The following is a 19336-nucleotide window of genomic DNA, read 5'->3' as shown; positions in this document are numbered from 1 at the left end:
CCTACTCCAAGATGGCTTGGTCGGTGGTGACGGCCGGCTCCGTGCCCGGAGCGGCCGAGGCCCACTGCTGGTAGACGGCCTGAACTCCGTGCCGCAGCAGCTTCCCACTCGACGTGCGCGGCAGCCGGCCCTTCTGCACGAGGACGACTTCCCGGGGGGCGATGCCCAATTCGCTGGAGACCGCATACCGTACGTGCGCGACGAGTTCGGACCGAGCGTAAGTCTCCGACTGCGTGGTTTCCACCATGACGACCAGACCGTCACCGTCCGCGAAGGGTACGGCCGCGGCCAGAACGCCGTGATTCGTCACCCCCGGCAGCCTGCCGACGACCGACTCGATGTCGTGGGCGTAGTAGTTCTGCCCGAAGACAATGATCATTTCCTTCTTGCGGCCGGCGACGTACAGTTCGCCGTCCTTGCGGAAGGCGAGGTCGCCCGTGGACACCCAGCCGCCGTCGTGGACGGTGGCCCGGGTGGCCGGCTCGTTGGCCTCGTAGCCGCGCATCACCGAGGCGCCGCGGATGTGGATCTCGCCCACCGCGGCCTCCGAGTGCAGCACGCCGCCGCCCTCGCCCACGAGCCGGACCTCCGTGCCCGCCACCGGCGCCCCCACCGAGGCGATCTCCCGGCAGAGCCCGCTGTCGCGGTCGCCGAACTCCACGATCCCCTCGCCGAGTGTGTCGCGCCGCACCCAGATGGTCCGCACCTCCCGTGCGATGGGCGGGAAGGTGACCGCGAGCGAGCCCTCCGCGAGCCCGTAGACCGGCAGGAACGCCGTCGGCCGGAAGCCGGCCGGAGCGAAGTGCGCGGCGAACCGCCGCATCAGCTCGGCGTCCACCGGCTCGGCGCCGTTGAGCGCCAGACGCCAGGAGGACAGGTCGAGTTCGCGTACGGCCTCGGCCGGGACCTTGCGCAGGGCGTGCAGATAACCGGAGTTGGGCGCGGCGCTGATGGTCGCCCGGTGGCGGCTGATGACGCGCAGCCACCGGCCGGGGTCGCGCAGGAAGTCCTCCGGCGGCATCAACAGCGCGTCGGCGCCGGCCAGCACCGCCGACAGCAGCGTTCCGATCAGCCCCATGTCGTGGAACAGCGGCAGCCAACTGCAGCCCACGTCCGCGTCGGTGAGGTCGATCCCCTTGGTGATCGCCTCCACGTTCGCCAGCAGGTTGGCGTGGCTGAGCACCACGCCCTTGGGGTCCTCGCTGGTGCCCGAGGTGTACTGGACCAGCGCCGGAGCGTCCGGGGTGATATCGGCATAGACCGCGGACGAGGCCGGTACGGTCGCGATGTCGAGGACGCCGAACTCGGGTAACTCCGTGCCGCCGCCGCCCAGCACCGGCCCCAGAAGGCTCCCCAGCGTCTCGTCGGTGAGCACGAACCGGACCTTCGACTGGCGCATCGCGATGACGATGCGCCGCATATGGATCTCCAGCGACGCGAATCTGGCCGGGGGCGGCACCGGTACCGGCACCGCTCCCGCCGCGAGCACGCCGAACAGCGCGCGGGCGAAGTCGATCGAGGTGGGCAGCGCGATGGCCACCCGCTCACCCGGTCGGACGCCGCGCTCCAGCAGACCGCACGCCACCCGGCCCGCCTGGGCGTAGAGCTCGTCGAAACCGACGCGCTCCCGCTCCTCGTCCCCGCGGAACAGGCGTATGCCGTGCCCGGTGCCGCGCTCCGCCACGTCCCTGAGCGCCGTCGTGAGGGTCACGTGGCGGCGCCTTGCTTGCAGAGACTCTCGACCAGGTCCTGGAATTCGCCGATGGTCTGCAGCCGGAAGGTGGCGTCGTCGTCCATCTCGATGTCGAATGCCTTCTCCGTCTCCAGAATGATTTGCAGGATGCGCATCGAGTCGACGTTCGGCAGGGCCCGGAAGTGCCGGTCCGCGGTGAGATCGCCCTCCGGCACGGACAGCTGCTCACTGATGATGGCGCAGACGCGCGTACGGACGTCCATGATGATCAATCCCCCTGTGGCGCAGGCCCGTTGGCGGAGCGCAGCACCTTGATGAGTTCTGCTGGAATGCGCTCGGAGTTCTGTCCGAGCACGTCGTCGGTCAGTAGATAGAACGTGCCGTCCGCCACGGCGACGGGCTCCCCGTCACCCGTTTCGATCCGGCCGGAGGCCCGTACCGAGACCTCGTCGCGCTTGACGACCTCGGCCCAGGCGCGGTACTCCGTGTCGGTCTCCACCGGCCGCGCGTAGCGGATCCGCAGACCGGTGGTGAAGGCCGACACGCCTCCGGAGCGGTACACCGCCTGGGCCAGCGTCTCGTCCAGGATCGAGGCGACGATGCCGCCGTGGACGACCCCGGGAAACGACTCGTAGTCGACCCCGAGCTTGACCCGCGTGGTGAAGACGTCACCGTGGCGTTCGAAATCCAGATGCAGTCCGATGGGATTTCCCGGGGCGCAGCCGAAGCAATTGGATTGGGCTTCTGTAGTCGTGGACTCGGGCATACCGGCTCCTCTCGTCAATTCCTGTGGTCGTGTGGCGGATCGACGAGAAGAATCGGATCGGAACGTACTGATGTCCGCTGTTCATTTCCCCCGTCGGACCTTTCTGGCACGCGGACGCCCGCCAGCCGGACCGGAGCCCGGGGGTTCCCCGACGGCTCCGGCCCCGTGCGGGACGGCGCGGTGGCGCGGACCGGTGGCAACCGGCATCACACAGGCCGGAAGCGGGCCGCGCCGGTGGCATGCGTCGTCGGCCGCGGCGCCGGATCGGCGCAGATGACCGGACGTACGCGGCTAGATGAGCGTGCGCAGCTTCCGCTTGATGTCCGTCGACGTCTCGATGGTGTCGTCCTCGGCCAGTCGGCGGACCATCGACAGCACCTTCTCGTCGGCGGCGTCCGTCGCCCCCGCCTCGACCGCCTCGATCCGCCGGATGCCGCCCGCGGAGGTCGAGTGCGGGTAGAAGTGGCCGGCCGGGTGCTTGAGGCCCTGGCTGCGGTCGGCCAGCCAGATGTAGGCCATCTTCAGGGCCGCGACCTGGCTCTCCTTGCTGCCGTCGCACAGCTCCTGGGAGAAGACGTAGAACGCCCGGGCGTGCCGGGACTCGTCACGGCCGAGCAGCTTCCACACGCGCTTGATGACGGGCTCGGTGGTGTCCGCCGCGAGCGCCTTGTACAGCTCGGCCGCGCGGCACTCGGAGATGATGTTCATCATGAGCGTGCCGGCGCGGGTGTCGCCGATGGGATACGGCTCCCGCTTGTACAGCGCGTGCTTGGAACGCACCTTCACGCCCAGCCGGTCGAGGCACCGGGCCTGTACGAGCGAGTGCCGGGCCTCCTCGGCGCCCCACATCAGCGCCCAGGAGGAGAAGCTGGTCTCGCCCTCCCACTCCCGCAGGAAGTTGTGGGCGCCGGGGAGGGTGCCGAATTCGATGATCGCGGCTTCCGTGAGGAAGTCGATCTCCTCTTCGTCGAGCATCTCCGGCTGCATCCGGTCGAGATCGAGCTCTTTCCAGTCCCACCGAGTGGTCTCGAACCAGTCGAAGATCTTGTTGTACGTCATGTCCAGGTAGTAGTCCGTGTAGTTCTCGTCCTGGACCAGCGAGTGGTATGCGCGCATACCGATCTCGGCCTTGTCGGTGAATCCGTAACCGGCGAAGTCCGACGGAGCGAGGATGTCCTCGACGTCCAGCGCTTCGGCCCAGCCCGGTACGCGCCCGCCCGCGCTCTCTCCTACGACGTACACACGGGTCTTGGCGAACTCCTTGTGGTCGCGCAGTTTCCGTACGGCGTCCGGAGCGGAGGATCCGCTGCCGCCGACGAAGACCGCCGCGAGGACGTCCCCTTCGCCGAGCTCGTGCAGATAGCGCTCGAAGACATCCGGCCGGGGCCGGTCGAGATCGATCTCGCCGAACCTGGCCAGGGACAGCTGGCCTTCCGGCCGGATGTCGGGCAGACAGTCGACGTAGGCTATTCGGGTGTGCTTGCGGTTCATGAGGCTTCCCCCTTGACCTCGGATGACAGGTTTCTTTGCGCGCGCAGTAATTGAGCTCTACGCGGAGTTCGGAGTTTTGCGCGGAGTTCGGGATGGCACGTTCCGTCGGCGCGGAACCGGCGACATTCCCACGGCCGTCAGTGCTCCCAGGAGCATGAACACGCCGATGGCGATCCAGGCGTGCCCGAAGGCCCGCTGGGTCTCGTCGTAGGTTTTCGGGGAGCCCAGCAGCGTCACCAGCAGGCTGATACCCAGCACGCTGCCGATTTGCCGGCTCATGTTGACCACCGCGCTGCCGGTGGAGAAACGCTCCTGTGGCAGATCGGAGGTGGCCGTGGACAGAATGGTCGGTAGAGCGAGCCCGACTCCTATTCCCCCAACGAGCCACCCGGGCAGAAGAGTTCCCGCGTAATCGGGTTCCCGAGCGAGTTGTTGCCACATCATCAGCACGCCGCCGGCGCACAGGAGGCAGCCCGCGGTGGCGAGCCGGCCGGCCGGTATCCGGTGGGCCAGCTTGCTCGCCGCGATCGCCCCCAGGGGCACCATGAGCGGGCCGGGCGCGATGCCCAGGCCCGTACGCAGGGCGGAATAGCCCCAGACGTTCTGCATCCACAGGATCGCGCAGAGCAGGTTCGCCGCGAACGCGGCGCTGAAGACGATCGCCGTCGCGTTGGACCAGGCGAATACCGGCACCCGCAGCAACGCCGGTTCGATCAACGGTGCGGCGTGGCGCCGGGAGCGCAGCCAGAAGCCCGCGACGCCCAGGGCCGCGACCGCCAGGAGAACGGACACGGGCGCCGCGGACCAGTCGTTGATCTTCACCAGGCCCAGGGCCAGCAGCCCGACGGAGACCGTCAGTATGCCCGCGCCCGTCAGATCCGGGATCTTCGAAGGCGTCTCGTCCCGGGAGGACGGCAGGCGGCGGGCCGCCAGCACGAGGGTCAGCAGCCCGATCGGCAGATTCACCAGGAACACCCAGCGCCATGACGCGGTCACCAGCAGACCGCCGAAGACGGGCCCCGCGGCCGCGGCGAGCGCCGCGCTGGCCGACCAGATGCGCACCGCGCCCGAGCGCCGCTCGGGCGGGAAGACCGACAGCAGCAGCCCGAGGCTGGCCGGGGTCAGGGCCGCGGCTCCCACGGCCTGCAGCACCCGGCAGGCGACCAGCATCCACAGCGAGTTCGAGGCGGCGCAGGCGCCGGAAGCGACCGTGAAGAGCGCGACGCCGAGCAGGAACCCCTCTTTGCGCCCGTACCGGTCGGCGAGCCGGCCCAGAGGGACCAGCAACGCGGCGAAAATGATCGCGTATCCGTTGAGAATCCAGGAGAGATTCGACAGTGACTCACCCTGGAAGTCACGTCCGATGTCATCAAATGCAACGTTGACGATGAAAAGATCCAGACCTGCCATGAACGCTGCGATCGAAAGGATCGATAAAAGTAGGCGGGATTGACCCGGCGTCAGCATGGCAGGGATGGTAGTTGACCGGGAAGTAAGATCACAACGTTTTCGTTTAGAACGGTACTTCGAGATTAGCGGAGGCGTGTATTCACCGCTGCCGCCGTCAAGCGGGAGAGTCGGTCGAATGTACTTCGAGATTTGCGGAACCGGAAGGGAGCGCGTCGGCGCGGCGCCGTGGCGCACGGCCGCGCCGGGGCCGGCCCTCCCCGGCGGGGCCCAGGGCGCCGGCGGGCGAGGTCGTGCGGGACGGCCCTCACCTGCGGGGTGTTGCCGGTGCGCAGCGGGGAGGCGGCTTCGCCGCAGGCGGCGTGACGGGTCAAGGGGAGGCGGTCCGCGACGCTCCGGCGTCCGCGCGTACCACGATCTTGCGGTACGGGCCCGAGCCCGGGACGGCGGCCGGCCTGGGCGCCGCGCCCGAGCCGTACGGTCGTCGGCCGAGCCCCGCCGAGGTGCGCCGGGCGCCGCTACAGGTTGACGCCGCCGGAGACGTCGACCTTGGTGCCGGTGATCCAGCGGGCGTCGTCGGAGGCCAGGAAGGCCACCGCGTCGGCGATGTCCGCTACTTGACCGACCCGGCCGAGCGCGGTCCGGCTGATGGTGCGCTCCAGGTGCGCCGGGTCGGCCAGCGCGTCGGCGGTCATGTCGGTGTGTGTGAAGCCGACCGCGACGGCGTTGACGGTGATTCCGCGGGGGCCGAGGTGCTTGGCCAGGGTGCGGCTGAACACATCGAGCGCGCCCTTGGTGAGCGGATAGCCGATGCTGCCTCCCGACGAGGCCACCCGGGTCGAGACGGACGAGATGTTGATGATCCGTCCGCCCTCGCGCATCCGCGGCAGCAGCCGCTGGGTCAGAAAGAACGGCGCCTTGACATTGACCGCGATCATCTGGTCGAACTCTTCGGGGGTGAGAACCTCGATCGGCCGCCCCATGAAATTGAGGCCCGCATTGTGCACGAGGATATCGATCGCCGATTCCCCCCGCGCGCCCATTCCTTCGTCCAGCCCCGCCACGAGCTTCTCCACATCCCCGGCGCCGCCCAGTTCGGCGCCCACGGTGAATGCCCGGCCGCCGTCCGCCACGATGCTCGCGACGGTCTCCTCGGCCGCCGCCTTGTTGGTGCCGTAGTGCACCGCGACCAGCGCGCCGTCCCGGGCCAGGCGTTCGGCGATACCCCGCCCGATTCCCCGGCTGCCGCCGGTGACCAGGGCGACCTTTCCACAGAGATCTTTCATGCGTTCACCGTAGTCCGGTGAAGAGAGGTCAGAAAGAACTGATAAAGCAACCCTGGGTTGCTCCGGACGTCAATCCATCAGCGGGTTCGGATCAATGGATTCCACCTGGCGCAACTCTCGATTCACCCCGGCGTACGCGTCGAATGCCGTGGCCGGACGTCCGAACCACCGCCCAGGGCGAGGACGCACGCGTGCCGGCGGCCTCCCGCAGGCCGTCTCGATGTCACGCCGCAAGGCGGGGCGTGAAGGCCCGCCCTCACCCCGGGCGCAACTCGGCCCCGCGGTCGGCGACCTCGCGGCGCAGGGCGTCCCGCACAGCCCGTACCGCCGGGTGGGTGACCGCCTCCCGGCGCACGGCCAGCGTGATCGGCAGCCGGATATCGACCTCGTGGGGCAACAGCCGTCGCAGCTGCGAACGGTGGGTGAGAAAGGCCGGCAGTACGCCGATGCCGGCTCCCAGGCGGGCGGCTTCGAGCTGGGCGAAGACGTTCGTGGAGGAGAACGCGGGGGTGATTCCCGGCAGATGGCGCTCGATATCGAGATCGCCGACCTGGAGCATCGACTCGATGTAGAAGATCAGCGTGTGGTCGCGCAGCTCGGCGGCCGACTCGGGAGCCCCGTACCGGGCCAGGTACTCGTCGCTGGCATACAGCCCCAGCGTGTAGTCGGTGAGGTGCTCGGTCACCAGGCGGTTGCCCGCGGGCCTGCCGATGGCCAGAGCGAGATCGAAGCCTGCCGGGTGGAGGGTCAACTGGCGTGTCGCCGTGATGAGTTCGACTTCCAGGTCGGGGTGGTGCCGACGGACCCGAGCCAGGGCGGGGGTGGCGATGACGGTGCCGAAAGCATCGGGTGCGCTCACCCGCACGGTGCCGTGCAGCGAGGGCGAGTCCTGGCCGGACACCGCCTCGGCGACGCGGGCGAGCGCGTCCTCGATCGCGCGAGCGCTCTCCGAGACGGCCTTCCCGGCATCGGTGAGCGCCCACCCCTCGGCGCCCCGCTCCATCAGCCGCAGCCCGAGGCTCTTCTCCAGTGCGGCGATACGCCGGGAGACCGTGGTGTGGTCCACGCCGAGCGCATCGGCCGCGGCCACCAGCCGTCCCGTACGGGTGACCGCGAGCAGATAGCGCAGGTCGTCAGCGCGGATCCTGCGGGGGTCGACCGTGCCGCGACCGGCCTGCCGGGAAGGCGGGCTCATGTCGGCAGGGCGGGAGCGAGGGCGCATCGGAGCAGGCTATCTGCACAAACGCACATCTGGTCTGCATGATTGGTGCTTGAACGCACATCGTCCGGGGCGTCACAGTCGAACAGCCGAGAGCACCCCGCCCTCCGCGGAGCGCTCCCCTCCTCCCACCATCGAGAGGTTCCCCATGACTGCGACCCTGTCACTGCCACGGATCATGCGTATCGGCCGCGGAGCCTCCGACGAGTTGGGCGAGGTCATCACCGGACTGGGGCTGAGCCGCCCACTCGTCGTGACGGACGCGTTCCTGGTCGGCACAGGCGCCGCCGAGCGCCTGACGGACACGCTGAAGAACGCGGGGCTGCACCCGCGGGTCTTCTCCGGCACCGTGCCCGACCCGACGACCGACTCCCTGGCCCCGGGCGTACGGGCGTTGAAGGAGCACGGCGCGGACTCGGTGATCGGGTTCGGCGGCGGCAGCCCGATGGACACCGCCAAGGCCCTCGCCCTGCTCGGCGTTCAGGGCGGCCATATGCGCGACTACAAGGCCCCACGCGCCAACCTCGGCCCGGCCCTGCCCATCGTCGCGGTGCCCACCACCGCCGGCAGCGGGTCCGAGGCGACCCAGTTCACCATCGTCACCGACAGCGACTCGGACGAGAAGATGCTCTGCTCCGGCCCGGCGTTCCTGCCGATCGCCGCCGTGATCGACGTCGAACTGACCATGTCGATGCCGCCCCGGCTCACCGCCGACACCGGCGTCGACGCCCTCACCCACGCCGTCGAGGCGTATGTGAGCCGCAAGGCCAACCCGTTCGCCGACAGCCTCGCCCTCACCGCGATCGGCACCATCGGCCGCCACCTGCGCCGCGCCTACGCCGACGGCGGCGACACCGGGGCCCGCGAGGCGATGATGCTCGCCGCGACCCAGGCCGGCATCGCCTTCTCCAACTCCAGCGTGGCGCTCGTCCACGGCATGAGCCGTCCGATCGGCGCGCACTTCCACGTCGCCCACGGCCTGTCGAACGCCATGCTCTTCCCCGCCGTGACCGCCTTCTCCGTGCACGCCGCGCCCGGCCGGTACGCCGACTGCGCCCGCGCGCTCGGAGCCGCGACCGCCGGGGACGGCGACGCCTCGGCCGCGGACAGGCTCGTCGAAGCGCTGCGCGCCCTCTGTACGGACCTGGAAGTCCCCACACCCGCGGCCCACGGCATCGACAAGGACGCGTGGTACCGCCTGACGCCCCTCATGGCCGAGCAGGCACTCGCGTCCGGGTCCCCCGCCAACAATCCGAAGGTCCCCACCGCGGAGGAGATCCAGCGTCTCTACGCGCAGATCTACGCCTGAGCGGCCCGAAGGGCGCGGAAGGCGCGTACGCCTCCCGGTTGGCGCGGCAGCCACTCCAGCCGCGAGCCGCCCGGCCGACGACACGTCCACGTCCGCAACCTCCACAACGGCGACGTGGAAGCCGTCTTCGAAGGCTCGCAGGGCGACGTCGAGTGGCTGGTGGGCTGGGCCGCCGAGGGACCGGGCGCCGCCGAAGTGACCGAGTGCTCCGTGGCTGCCGAGGACCCCGAAGGCGACCGCGTCTTCCGTGTCCTGGACGACGCCCCGGCCGCGTAGCGCGAGTCGGCCGCCCGGTGCGCGTACCGCCTGTCAGGACTCGTAGCGCCGTTCCAGCTCGTCGTATTCGGCGCGGCGGACCAGGCGCTGGCGTTCCGCCCAGGGGGCGAGCCGGTCCATGACCGGTGCGAGGGAACCGGCGTCACGCAGGCCGGTCAGTACGGTCTGGGTGCCGAGAATGGCTCCCTGCATCGCGGCGTTGGCGTATAGGAGGACGGAGTAGCCCATCGCCGTCAGCTCGTCGCGGGGCAGCAGCGGCGTCTTGCCGCCCTCGACCATGTTGGCCAGCTTGGGCACGTCCGGGACGGCCCGGCCCCCGGCGAGCAGTTCGTCGCGCGAGCGCAGCCCCTCGACGAACAGCACGTCCGCCCCCGCCTCGGCGTACGACGCGGCGCGGTCGAGGGCCTCGTCGAGACCGTGCCGGGCGCGGGCGTCGGTGCGGGCGATGACGAGGGTGTTCGCGCTGCGGCGGGAGTCGACGGCGGCGCGGATCTTCTGGGCCATCTCATGGGCCGGGATGACTTCCTGGCCGTCGAAGTGACCGCAGCGTTTGGGGGCCACCTGGTCTTCCAGCTGAACCGCCGAGGCGCCGGCCTTCTCCAGTATGCGGACCGTGCGCCCGACGGCGACCGCGTTGCCGAACCCGGTGTCGGCGTCGACGGCGACCGGGATGTCCACCGCGTCGGTGATGGACGCGACGTGCGCCGCGATCTCGGGCAGCGACACCAAGCCGATGTCCGGCAGGCCGAGGTAGGTGTTGGTGACCCCCGCCCCGGTGATGTAGACGGCACCGAAGCCGAGGTCTTCGGCGATGCGGGCGGTCAGCGCGTTGGCCACGCCGGGCAGGAGCAATCCGCCCTCAGCGGCGATCAGTTGCTTGAGGGAGGGACGGGCGGGGGCGTTCATCGGCCGGTCACCGCCGGTCCGGTTGGCGTGCGGCGAAGGACGCCGTTCATGAGTCCGCCTTTCTGCTGTGTGCCGCCGAGGCGGCGCCGGGGGACGACCGGGCACGAGATGCCGTTGATCGAGGGGCGCGTCGGGACGGTGCCGATGTTCACGAGGTGTGCGGTTCCCGGCCTGGTACGCCAAGTGCGGCGCCGTTTCCCAGGAGACCGCCGCCCACGTCCTCGGCCATGACGGCCAGGATGTTGCGCAGGCTGTTGTTGATGTGGACCGCGGTCGCCTCGGCGGCCCGGGTCTCGCCGCCCTCCTCGATCGCGGCGCAGATCGCCAGGTGTTCGGAGACGGTCTGCAGCATCCGGGCCGGCCGGCGGCGCGCGATCTGCCGCAGCCGTTGCAGGTGGCCGCGGAGCCCGGAGAGGCTGGTGGCGAGGTACGGGTTGTCGGCCGCCTCGTCGATGGCCGTGTCGAGCCTGCCGATCAAGTCGTAGTAGTGGGCGTAGTCGCCGTCGGCGGGGCCGCCGCTCTCCAGCTCGCCGCGCTGCGTCTCGAAGTCGGCCCGCAGCGCGGCGAACCGGGCGCGGTCGGGCCGGCGGGCGCACAGCCGGGCCGCGTACGGCTCAAGCGCCTCCCGCATCTGGAAGAGACGCACCACATCCCGCAGCGCGATCTCGCTGACCTGCGCACCTCGACCGGGAGTTATCCGGATCAGGCCCTCGTGGGAGAGCCGTTGGATGGCGTGGCGCAGCGGTGTCCGGGACACCGCGAGGCGTTCGGCGAGCTGGACCTCGCTGAGATGTGCGCCGGGCGGGATCTTCCAGTGGACGATCTCCGATCGCAGCAGTTCGTAGGCCCGTTCGCTCTGTGTCACCGCGAGACTCCCTTGATCGAAGGCAGTGCCTTGATCTGTTGACGATGGCTCGACGCTGACTGTACTCCTCTGGAATGCGAGCGAAAAACACCCTGTATACAGAGTGGGCGCATCGCTGACCGACCGCGACGGAGACGACCGGATGGCCGGTCCTCGCTGCCGGCGGCCAGGCCCTCCGGGGGGCTTGCTACAGCAGTTCCAGGATCTCTCTCAGGTCCTGGGCCGTGGGAGTCCACTCTCCTGCCGCCGCGTTGGCTCTCGCCTGTTCCGGCTTCGTGGCCCCTGCTATCACCGAACCGCAGCCCGGGAGCGCGGCGAGGCCGCCGATCGCGATCTCCAGGAGACTGCGGCCGTTCCGCACGCCCCAGGCAGTCAATGCCTCTACGGTGTCAAGCCGTGCCTCCGTCACCTGGTACGCGCTCGCCGCGATGCGGGTCCCTTCCGGGATGGGCTTGCCGCGCCGCACCTTGCCCGTGAGCAAGCCGTTCGCCAGCGGGAAATACGGCACTACTCCGAGTCCGAAGCGACGTGCGGCCGGGACGACCTCGTTCTCGATGCCGCGGTTGAGCAGCGACCAATGGTTCTGCGCGGAGATGAACGGCTCGAACCCTCCGGAACGGGCGGCACACGCCGCTTCGACGATCTGCCAGCCCGCGAAATTGGAATTCCCGATATAGCGGACCTTGCCTTCCCGGACCAGTTCGGTCAGAGCGGCGAGAGTCTCCTCTATGGGGGTGTGCGGGTCGGGTGTGTGGATTTGATAGAGGTCGATGTAGTCCGTACGGAGGCGCCGGAGGGACGATTCGACGGCGCGGCGAATGTAATGGCGTCCGCCCTTCGCGCCGGCCGCTGGACCAAAGCCCATCTCCATCGTCTGATGTCCGAACTTGGTCGCCAGGACGACATCCCTCCGCCGCCCCTGAAGGCATTCGCCGAGCACGGATTCGGATTCTCCGTAGACATCGGCAGTGTCGAGCAGCGTGATCCCGGCATCCAGCGCGGCGCTCACCACCGTACGTGCCCGGTCCAGCCCGACGGACCTCCCCAATTCGTTGCACCCCAAGCCGACTGCGGAGACGCGTAACCCTGAAGTGCCCATGGGGAGATAGCGCATGGTTTCTCAGTGTACGGAGACTTGACGCTCGTTCAAGAGGGGACCGATCAAGTCGGTGGCCGCCGATCCGGGAGGTGACTGACCCGGGAGGCGACTGATCCGGGAGTCAACCCAGCGGCGCTGTCTGTATCTGGCCTCCGAGGGCTCGGCAGGGCCCTGCCGGCGAGCTGCCCTGAGCCGAATCGCCGCCTCCAGCCCGGCCGTTCGCCGGTGGGCAGCCCCTGCTGGGGCCCTCAGGGCTCCCTGCCGCCCGTCGAGATCACGACCGAAACGAGCGTGATGTGTCCGCTGCACACCGGACACAAGGGGCGGCGGTGACGCGGGAGACAAGAGGGTTGGCGATTTCCGTATCGGAGCCTGGCTGAATCATCGAGCCATGACGCCGCCGCTCCTTGACGGTTTCCCATGGTCGCCGATAATCAAATCGGTTGGCCGCTGTGTTGCTCTCACTCCATGCAGATGCCTCGGCCGCGGTAAAGCACATGTGAGCCCACTGAGGTAGGGCGGTGTGACCGAGGAGGGCGTATCATGATCGAGGCGTTTTCCAGGATCGATGTACGCTGCGTCGCGGGGAGGATCGGGGCTGACATTCGAGGTGTGGATCTGACGGATTCGGCCACAGGCGAATCCGACGCCATGATGGAGATCCGTGCCGCCCTGCTCCGCCACAAAGTGATTTTCTTCCGTGGGCAGGATCTGAGCCACGCCGCGCACGTGGCTTTCGCGCGCCGCTTCGGCGAGGTGACCCGTCTGCCGGGGGCGCAGCACGGAACGCACCCGGAGGGATTCCCGGAGATCCTCATCGTCGATCCGGATGCGAAAGGCGCCCGGCGCGGCCTCAGGTTCGAGGAGCGGCTGTATCGCAAATCGGAGCGCCATGATTCCGGTTGGCACGTGGACATCGCCTCTGCCGTTAATCCGCCGGCGATTTCGGTGCTCAGATGCGAAGTGGCCACGGAGTGCGGTGGCGACACCCAGTGGACCAACCTCGTCGCCGCCTATGAGGGGCTGTCCCGCCCCCTGCGGCAGCTGGCCGACAGCTTGCGGGCCGAGCACGCTCTGCACGCCGGGGTGCGGCTGCTGTTCTCCGATGACGAGGACCTGGAGATCATCCGGAAGAGGGTCAAGGACACGCTGGTGTCCCTCCACCCGGTGGTGCGCGTGCACCCGGAGACGAGGCAGAAGGCGCTCTTCCTGCCCCCGGCGTCCGTGTCGCATGTCGCCGAAGTGCTCCCCTGGGAGAGCGACGGCATTCTCGCCCTGCTCTTCGCCCACATCAGCCGCCCCGAATACACCGTGCGGCACCACTGGGAGCCCGGCGACGTGGCCGTCTGGGACAACCGCGCGGTAGCCCACCTCCAGCCCGCCGATCTCCACTACACCGACTACCGGCGCAGGATGTACCGGATATTGATCCTGGGGGACCGCCCGGTCGGCCCGGACGGCTTCGTGTCCGAATCCGTGCGCGGCGAACCGCTCAAGCCCTGCACCGGCACCGGAGAGCGCGACACCACCGGACCGATGCGGGGATAGCGCCGGGACGAGGCGAGGGTACAGCGTCGGTGAGCCCATTCCGTGGGCCGCGGGCCCCGGCCCCTTCCCGGATGTGGTGCCGTTTCGCGCTCACCCCCGCTGTCCTCGCCCGATGTCGGTGATCAGCGCGTCATCCGGCTGTTCCGCGCCCCTCAGCGCCGCATGCTCGGCCATCGCCGCGAGTCCGTTCGCCAGCCGGGTACGGGGCCGGAAGCCGAATCCGCGGGCGGCGACGGTGATGTCGGCGCCGGTGTGCCGGGCGTCGCCCGGCAGGGCGGGCCGCCGGTCGAGGGCGACCGGCCCGGCGACCCGCTCGACGACGGCGATCGCCTGCCGCATGGACACCGGCCGGCCCCCGCCGAGGTTGGCGATCCCGGTGAAGTGGGAACAAGCGGCGTCCCGCATGGCCGCGACGACATCCTGTACGTAGGTGAAGTCGCGGGTCTGCCCGCCGTCGCCGTAGAGGGGGAAGGCGGGACCGCCGGACGCGGCGGCGATCAGGCGGGCGAAGGCCATGTCGGGGCGTTGGCGCGGGCCGTAGACGCTGAACAGCCGCAGGGAGGCCGTGGGCACGCCGTAAGTCGTCCGGTACAGCTCGCACAGATGCTCGGCGGCGAGTTTGGTCACGCCGTACGGAGACACCGGACGCGGGCAGGCGGTCTCCGGCGTCGGGAAGCGGTGGGCATCACCGTAGACCGACGAGCTGGAGGCGTGGACGAACTTCCGGAGCGGACGGTCGCGCACAGCCTCCAGCAGGCGCTGAGTGGCCAGTACGTTGCGGCGGGTGTAGAGCGCGAACTCCCGCCCCCAGGAAGGCCGTACGCCGGGCTGCCCGGCCAGGTGATAGACGACGTCGACGTCGTCGAGCAGGGCGTCGAGCCGCGGGTCCAGGACGTCGACGGGGTGGAAGGAGAAGGCGGGGGAGCGGCGCGCCCCGGCCAGGTTGCGCCGCTTGCGCGTCGGGTCGTAGAAGTCGGTGAGCGCGTCGATACCGATGACGGTGTCTCCGGCGGCGAGCAGATGATCGCAGAGGTGCGACCCGATGAAGCCGGCAGCGCCGGTCACGGCCGCCCGCATCAGCCGCGCCCTCGTGCGGACGCGCTGCCCGGGCGGGGCGGGGCCGGGTCCATGCGCGGCAGGACGCGGTCCACGCGGCCCCGCCAGGTGTGTTTCTCGCGCAGTTGCCGTTCGGCCGCCCGGCCCAAGGACGCACGCTCCCCGGGGGCGTCGGCCAGGCGCTTGACAGCCGCCGTCCAGGCCGCGACGTCCTCGGGCGGGCAGAGCACGCAGTTGACGCCGTCCGTCAGGACCTCCCTGAGCACCGGCAGGTCGGAGGCGATGATCGCCTTGCCGTACGACATGTACTCGAACAGCTTCATCGGCGAGACCCAGCGGCTGATGTCCCCGGCGCCCCCGGCGCAGGCGACGCGCCGCTGGTAAGGGGCGAGGACGAGGTCGAACGCACGGTAGTAGGGGTGCAGTCGGGCGGGCGGGCGGTGGCCGTGGAAGTGCACGTTGGGCGTACGGGGCCGGCTCAGCCAGTGCGCCAGGTCCTCGTCCGTGCCGCCGACGAGGTGGAAGTCGGCATCGGGCACGGAGGCGGCCAGCGCGAGGATGACGTCGACGCCCCGGCCCGGGTAGAGGTGTCCGACGTACCCGATCTTCAGCGCCTCCGGCCGGCCCGGCAACGCGGCCGTCGGCCCGGTGGCCGGCGGGAGGTCGGCGCAGTCGGAGACGGTCACCACCTCGGGCCCGCCGGGCCGTCGCAGCCGGGGGACGGTGCGGCGGTAGTCCTCGGCGAGCGCCTGGGTGACGGTGACCACGCGGCGCAGGCCCCGCATCCGGAACAGCAGCCGTTCCACGAGGCGTTGGTCCCTCCCGGGCCTGAGGAGGTGGGTTTCGTAGACGAGCGGCGCCAGCCCCGCCGTGGCGATCAGCGCGTACAGGTCCCGGCCGTAGAGGAGGTCGACGCCGCCGGAGCGGCGCACGGCCCGGCGGATCCGACAGGCCCGGATCCAGAGGCCGAGTACCGGGATGCGGGGCGCGCCGAAGATGCGCACCGGGAAGCGGTTGCGGGTGCCGTAGTACGCGTGGATGTCCTCGGCGGGCGTGGAGCCCGTCGCCGCGTAGAGGGTGATGTCATGCCCCGCGTCCGCGAAGGCGTCGCACATGCGCATCACATGGACTCCGTTGGCGAAGACCGAGGGAATCTCGCACGCGTGCAGATAGACGATCCGCATGAGGGCCTCACTTCGGCAGTTCGTACTCGGGGAGTTCCTCGGTTGTCCGCTCGATCTCCTCGTGCTTCCATGGCGGACCTGTCCTCTCGCGCCGGCGGTCCGCCCCCGCCGCTATTTACGCGGCCATTCCCGCAGCGTCCGTCCGGCTGCCTCCCGTGACATTCCGACAACGCGGATCTGAGCATTACCGCTGGTGAGGTACTGATCGTGGGGAGAGGCCATGGTGCGGGCGAGTCGCGCGGTGCGGAGTTCGGCCACCGTGCCGACGCCGAGCGGCCCGGCGAAAACCACTCCGGTGATGTCTCCTGACGCGGTCCGCGACGCGTTGCGGACCTGACCGTACGGATTCGCTGGGCGCGTCGACATTCCGGTGTCCGTCCTGTCCTCGGATGGTGGGGGAGAGGGGCGGATCAAGCCCAGTGCAGGACGGTTGTCGCGTCGATGAAGCCCATGCTCCACAGGACGTTGGAGCGATTGGCCGTGTCGTCGAGTTTGCGGCCGACGGCGTGGACCTTGGAGGAGTCGAAGACGTAGATGTCACCCGCCCGGACGGGCACGGTGAGCTTCTTGAATTTCCGTAGGGACTCCAGCGGGTATCCGACGCCGTCGTATGGGAAACCCAGGGAGTCGCGGGTTTCTTGGTCGGGAGTGATGTTCCAGTACTGAAGTTCGCCGCCGGTCCCGTTCTCCACACAGGCGACGACACCGGCCACCCGCTCGATCTCACCGGCCTCGAATCCCGCGAGGCGCGGGGACCGCAGCACACGGGCGTCGTCGTGGGGTACGAGGACGAATTCCCCGGTGTTCCGCCAGGACCGCATCTTGAACATCTGGGCCCGCTTGCCCCGGTGTTCCGCGAGGCGGAGCCGGCAGCCGTCGGCGGCCAGATGATCGCCGTAGTCGTGGAGCAGCGAGACGAGGGCGTCCTCGGTGCCGTCGAAGAGCGCGTCGATATCGGCGCGGATCCGTTCGGCCTCGTCCAGGTAGATGTCCAGGTCCGTGGAGGCGATGGACGCGCCGACGAAGCCCCGCGCGTGGGCGGGCAGTCCGGTGCCCGGGTGCTTCAGGATCGGGCTGGACCAGAAGTTCCGGCAGATCCTCTCGCACACCCGGCCGCTCAGCACGCCACGGAAGATGGCGCCGGCGATGTCACCGCGGAGGACGTCGGACCACAGGCCCCAGTCGAGCGCGCTTCTTTCCTCGAAGCGGAATTGCGCGTCGGGCTGGACGGCCCCGTGCAGTTCGACGGCGGCACCGGACTCCGAGCTCTCGGTCATCGGGCCTCTCGCTTTCATGATTCGATTTCATGAATCGCTTCATGGGTTCGGCCGCTGATCCACGATGGCGGCGGTGGTGGCGCCGCCGTCCAGGCGCGCGGCAGTGGCCGGAACACATCACAGTCCGCGGGGGAGTAGGGGGATTTGCGGGGCCGATCCTTCATCCAAGACCAATCCGGCCGGCCCTTACGGCGGGTAGCAGCCGCTGGGCTTGGACTTGCGCGTCGGTCTCGATCTCCTCGCCCCACCGGGAGGGACCGCGGTGACCGACTCGGGATATGTCCTGATCGCCTGCACGATCCAGAGGCGCCCGGCCCGGGCCGTCGGCGAGGATACGGCCGGGCAACTGCCGGGACACCAGCACCAAGAGGCTGCCGGAGCAGTGTACCGCCGCTGCCCAATTCAGCGACCGACCAACACCGGCGGCCTGTGGTGCGATGCCGCCGAACTCGGTGCCATTGATCTCGGAGCGGATCGCTACCGAGAACACAGGACGTGTGCAGTACATTGTCGGTGCCTGCCAAGGACACCACACTCAGCCGAAATCACCGGCGCCGGATGAGGGCGGTCGGATGGGGGCGGTGGTGCGAACGGCGACGCGTGGTGCGGATTTCGGTACGCGAGAGATCGGATACGGTCCGGGTTTCCTCCGAGGAATTCATGCGTGAACGGTCGGTGGGGCATGTGCCGAAGGGCGAGTTGAACGTGGTCCGAGGCGATCGGCGCCGGTCCGAAACCAGATGGCCGCCGCCGTCGCACCTCGGCACCAGCCCTATGCAGCACGGAGACTGTGGTTTACCAAGTGAAGAGCGTGCCCGCCGGATGTCCATGGACGGAGTTGGGAGATCCCCGGTTGCCGGACCGGACACAGAGGACGTATCGAAACACAGAGGACGTATCGAACACGCGTGGATGGTGAGGCCTCGTGGGTCGATTTGAGCAAGCGGGTGACGATCCGGCGCCACGTGCTGCCGGGCAGACTCCCGGGCAGCGGATGCGGGCGGCCGGAATGACCGTGCTGCCGGTGCGACGCATCGCCGGTGGGGACGTGGGCGCCCTGCGCCGGGCCGTCGCCGACCGGTCCGGGCCCGTGCTGTGTACCGGGCTCACGGACGGCTGGGGCGCACTGGACACATGGAGCCCGGCCGGGCTCCGCAGCCGCTACGGAGAACGGCGTGTGACCGCTCTGGTCGGCCTGCCGGACACGGGCGTGCTCCTGCCACAGGACCAGCGGTTCTACGAGAAGGAGCTCACCTTCACCGAGTTCGTGGACACCATGCTCACGGCCACCGTCTCCGCGCCCTGTTACCTCGCCTACCAGCGGGCCCATGAGATCTTCGACCCCGCCGACTACGACTTCGGCTCTCTCGTCCCGCCCGACGGGCGGCACCACACGGACACCAGGGTGTGGATCGGCTCGGCCGGCACGCGTTCGATGCTGCATTCCGACCTCAAGGACAACCTGTTCTGCCAGGTCTGGGGGGAGAAGGACGTCACGCTTCTGGCGTGGCGGGACAGCAGAGCCGCCTACCCCTTTCCCGACAATCTGGTGAACAGCCAGGTGGATCTCGGGGACCCGGACCTCAAGCGGTTTCCCCGGCTCGGCCGGGTGTCCTTCCACCACGTACGGATGGGGCCGGGCGATCTGCTGTACATGCCGCGCGGCTGCTGGCACGACGTCCGCGCGCGCACCCCTTCCATCTCCATCAACCACTGGTTCGGGGAACCCGTGGGTCTCGGCCAGTATCTGCGGCTGCTGGCCGTGCTCGGGCCGGACTACTGGAGGAGCACCGTCCGCGACTTCGTCGGCCATGGACTGCTCCACCGCCAGGAGGCGACCCGGTTCTTCTTCAGCCCGGCGTCCACCGGAAAGCGGCTGTACGACGCGGTGCGGTCGAGGAACTTCTCCCGGCACAACGACCCGAGCGCCACCCGGTAGCCAAGAGACGTGAAG

The 19336-nt window shown here is 69.5% G+C and carries 16 protein-coding genes and 1 pseudogene; 4 read left to right on the top strand and 13 right to left on the bottom strand.

The window, feature by feature from the left end:
- Position 1: 1 nt before the first annotated feature.
- The 7 genes from AC07AB_RS20585 to AC07AB_RS20555 form a co-directional block, all read right to left on the bottom strand.
- The gene (locus AC07AB_RS20585; protein WP_478568821.1) at positions 2–1711 is read right to left on the bottom strand and encodes an AMP-binding protein; all 1710 of its coding nucleotides are present in this window, start codon (positions 1709–1711) and stop codon (positions 2–4) included.
- Positions 1708–1956 carry an acyl carrier protein gene (locus tag AC07AB_RS20580; RefSeq protein WP_478568818.1) on the bottom strand — a complete coding sequence of 83 codons (249 nt, stop codon included), beginning with the start codon at positions 1954–1956 and terminating at the stop codon, positions 1708–1710. The genes AC07AB_RS20585 and AC07AB_RS20580 overlap by 4 nt, the downstream gene beginning before the upstream one ends.
- Positions 1957–1961: 5 nt before the next feature.
- Positions 1962–2459, bottom strand: a complete 498-nt coding sequence (locus AC07AB_RS20575) for a PaaI family thioesterase (RefSeq protein WP_478568815.1) — start codon at positions 2457–2459, stop codon at positions 1962–1964.
- A 291-nt stretch (positions 2460–2750) separates the two neighbouring features.
- Positions 2751–3950: a ferritin family protein gene (locus tag AC07AB_RS20570; RefSeq protein ID WP_478568812.1), complete on the bottom strand. Its 1200-nt coding sequence runs from the start codon at positions 3948–3950 to the stop codon at positions 2751–2753.
- 57 nt (positions 3951–4007) lie between these two features.
- Entirely contained in the window at positions 4008–5417 is a 1410-nt protein-coding gene (locus AC07AB_RS20565; RefSeq protein WP_478568808.1) for an MFS transporter, read from the bottom strand.
- A gap of 458 nt (positions 5418–5875) precedes the next feature.
- A complete protein-coding gene (locus AC07AB_RS20560; protein WP_478568805.1) occupies positions 5876–6643 on the bottom strand; it encodes an SDR family oxidoreductase in 768 nt (255 codons plus the stop codon).
- 256 nt (positions 6644–6899) lie between these two features.
- The gene (locus AC07AB_RS20555) at positions 6900–7838 is read right to left on the bottom strand and encodes a LysR family transcriptional regulator (RefSeq protein WP_478568802.1); all 939 of its coding nucleotides are present in this window, start codon (positions 7836–7838) and stop codon (positions 6900–6902) included.
- 172 nt (positions 7839–8010) lie between these two features.
- Between AC07AB_RS20555 and AC07AB_RS20550 the strand changes: the two genes are divergently transcribed.
- On the top strand, positions 8011–9171 hold the full coding sequence (locus tag AC07AB_RS20550; protein WP_478568799.1) for an iron-containing alcohol dehydrogenase: 1161 nt from the start codon (positions 8011–8013) through the stop codon (positions 9169–9171).
- A 99-nt stretch (positions 9172–9270) separates the two neighbouring features.
- Positions 9271–9447, top strand: a pseudogene (locus tag AC07AB_RS20545) (acylphosphatase); the annotation flags it as partial.
- A 33-nt stretch (positions 9448–9480) separates the two neighbouring features.
- Here the strand turns inward: AC07AB_RS20545 and AC07AB_RS20540 are convergent.
- The 3 genes from AC07AB_RS20540 to AC07AB_RS20530 all read right to left on the bottom strand — a co-directional run bounded on the left by AC07AB_RS20540 (position 9481) and on the right by AC07AB_RS20530 (position 12317).
- Positions 9481–10353: an isocitrate lyase/PEP mutase family protein gene (locus AC07AB_RS20540; protein ID WP_478568796.1), complete on the bottom strand. Its 873-nt coding sequence runs from the start codon at positions 10351–10353 to the stop codon at positions 9481–9483.
- Between the two features lie 148 nt (positions 10354–10501).
- Positions 10502–11218: a GntR family transcriptional regulator gene (locus AC07AB_RS20535; protein WP_478568793.1), complete on the bottom strand. Its 717-nt coding sequence runs from the start codon at positions 11216–11218 to the stop codon at positions 10502–10504.
- Positions 11219–11405: 187 nt separating this feature from the next.
- A complete protein-coding gene (locus AC07AB_RS20530) occupies positions 11406–12317 on the bottom strand; it encodes an aldo/keto reductase (protein WP_478569222.1) in 912 nt (303 codons plus the stop codon).
- Between the two features lie 543 nt (positions 12318–12860).
- On the opposite strand from AC07AB_RS20530, the gene AC07AB_RS20525 reads away from it, so the two are divergent.
- Positions 12861–13865 carry a TauD/TfdA dioxygenase family protein gene (locus AC07AB_RS20525; protein ID WP_478568790.1) on the top strand — a complete coding sequence of 335 codons (1005 nt, stop codon included), beginning with the start codon at positions 12861–12863 and terminating at the stop codon, positions 13863–13865.
- Positions 13866–13955: 90 nt separating this feature from the next.
- Here the strand turns inward: AC07AB_RS20525 and AC07AB_RS20520 are convergent, their stop codons facing one another.
- The 3 genes from AC07AB_RS20520 to AC07AB_RS20510 all read right to left on the bottom strand — a co-directional run bounded on the left by AC07AB_RS20520 (position 13956) and on the right by AC07AB_RS20510 (position 17382).
- Complete coding sequence (locus AC07AB_RS20520; RefSeq protein ID WP_478568787.1) at positions 13956–14930, bottom strand: NAD-dependent epimerase/dehydratase family protein; 975 nt, start codon at positions 14928–14930, stop codon at positions 13956–13958.
- Positions 14931–14941: 11 nt separating this feature from the next.
- Positions 14942–16105: a glycosyltransferase family 4 protein gene (locus AC07AB_RS20515; RefSeq protein ID WP_478568784.1), complete on the bottom strand. Its 1164-nt coding sequence runs from the start codon at positions 16103–16105 to the stop codon at positions 14942–14944.
- 410 nt (positions 16106–16515) lie between these two features.
- On the bottom strand, positions 16516–17382 hold the full coding sequence (locus AC07AB_RS20510) for a hypothetical protein (protein ID WP_478568781.1): 867 nt from the start codon (positions 17380–17382) through the stop codon (positions 16516–16518).
- Positions 17383–18406: 1024 nt separating this feature from the next.
- Between AC07AB_RS20510 and AC07AB_RS20505 the strand changes: the two genes are divergently transcribed.
- Positions 18407–19321: a cupin-like domain-containing protein gene (locus tag AC07AB_RS20505; RefSeq protein WP_478568778.1), complete on the top strand. Its 915-nt coding sequence runs from the start codon at positions 18407–18409 to the stop codon at positions 19319–19321.
- Positions 19322–19336 lie beyond the last annotated feature (15 nt).

Source organism: Streptomyces sp. NPDC044033, assembly GCF_056434425.1.
The sequence above is the reverse complement of the archived record's forward strand: the minus strand, read 5'-3'. Positions and strand labels throughout refer to the sequence as shown.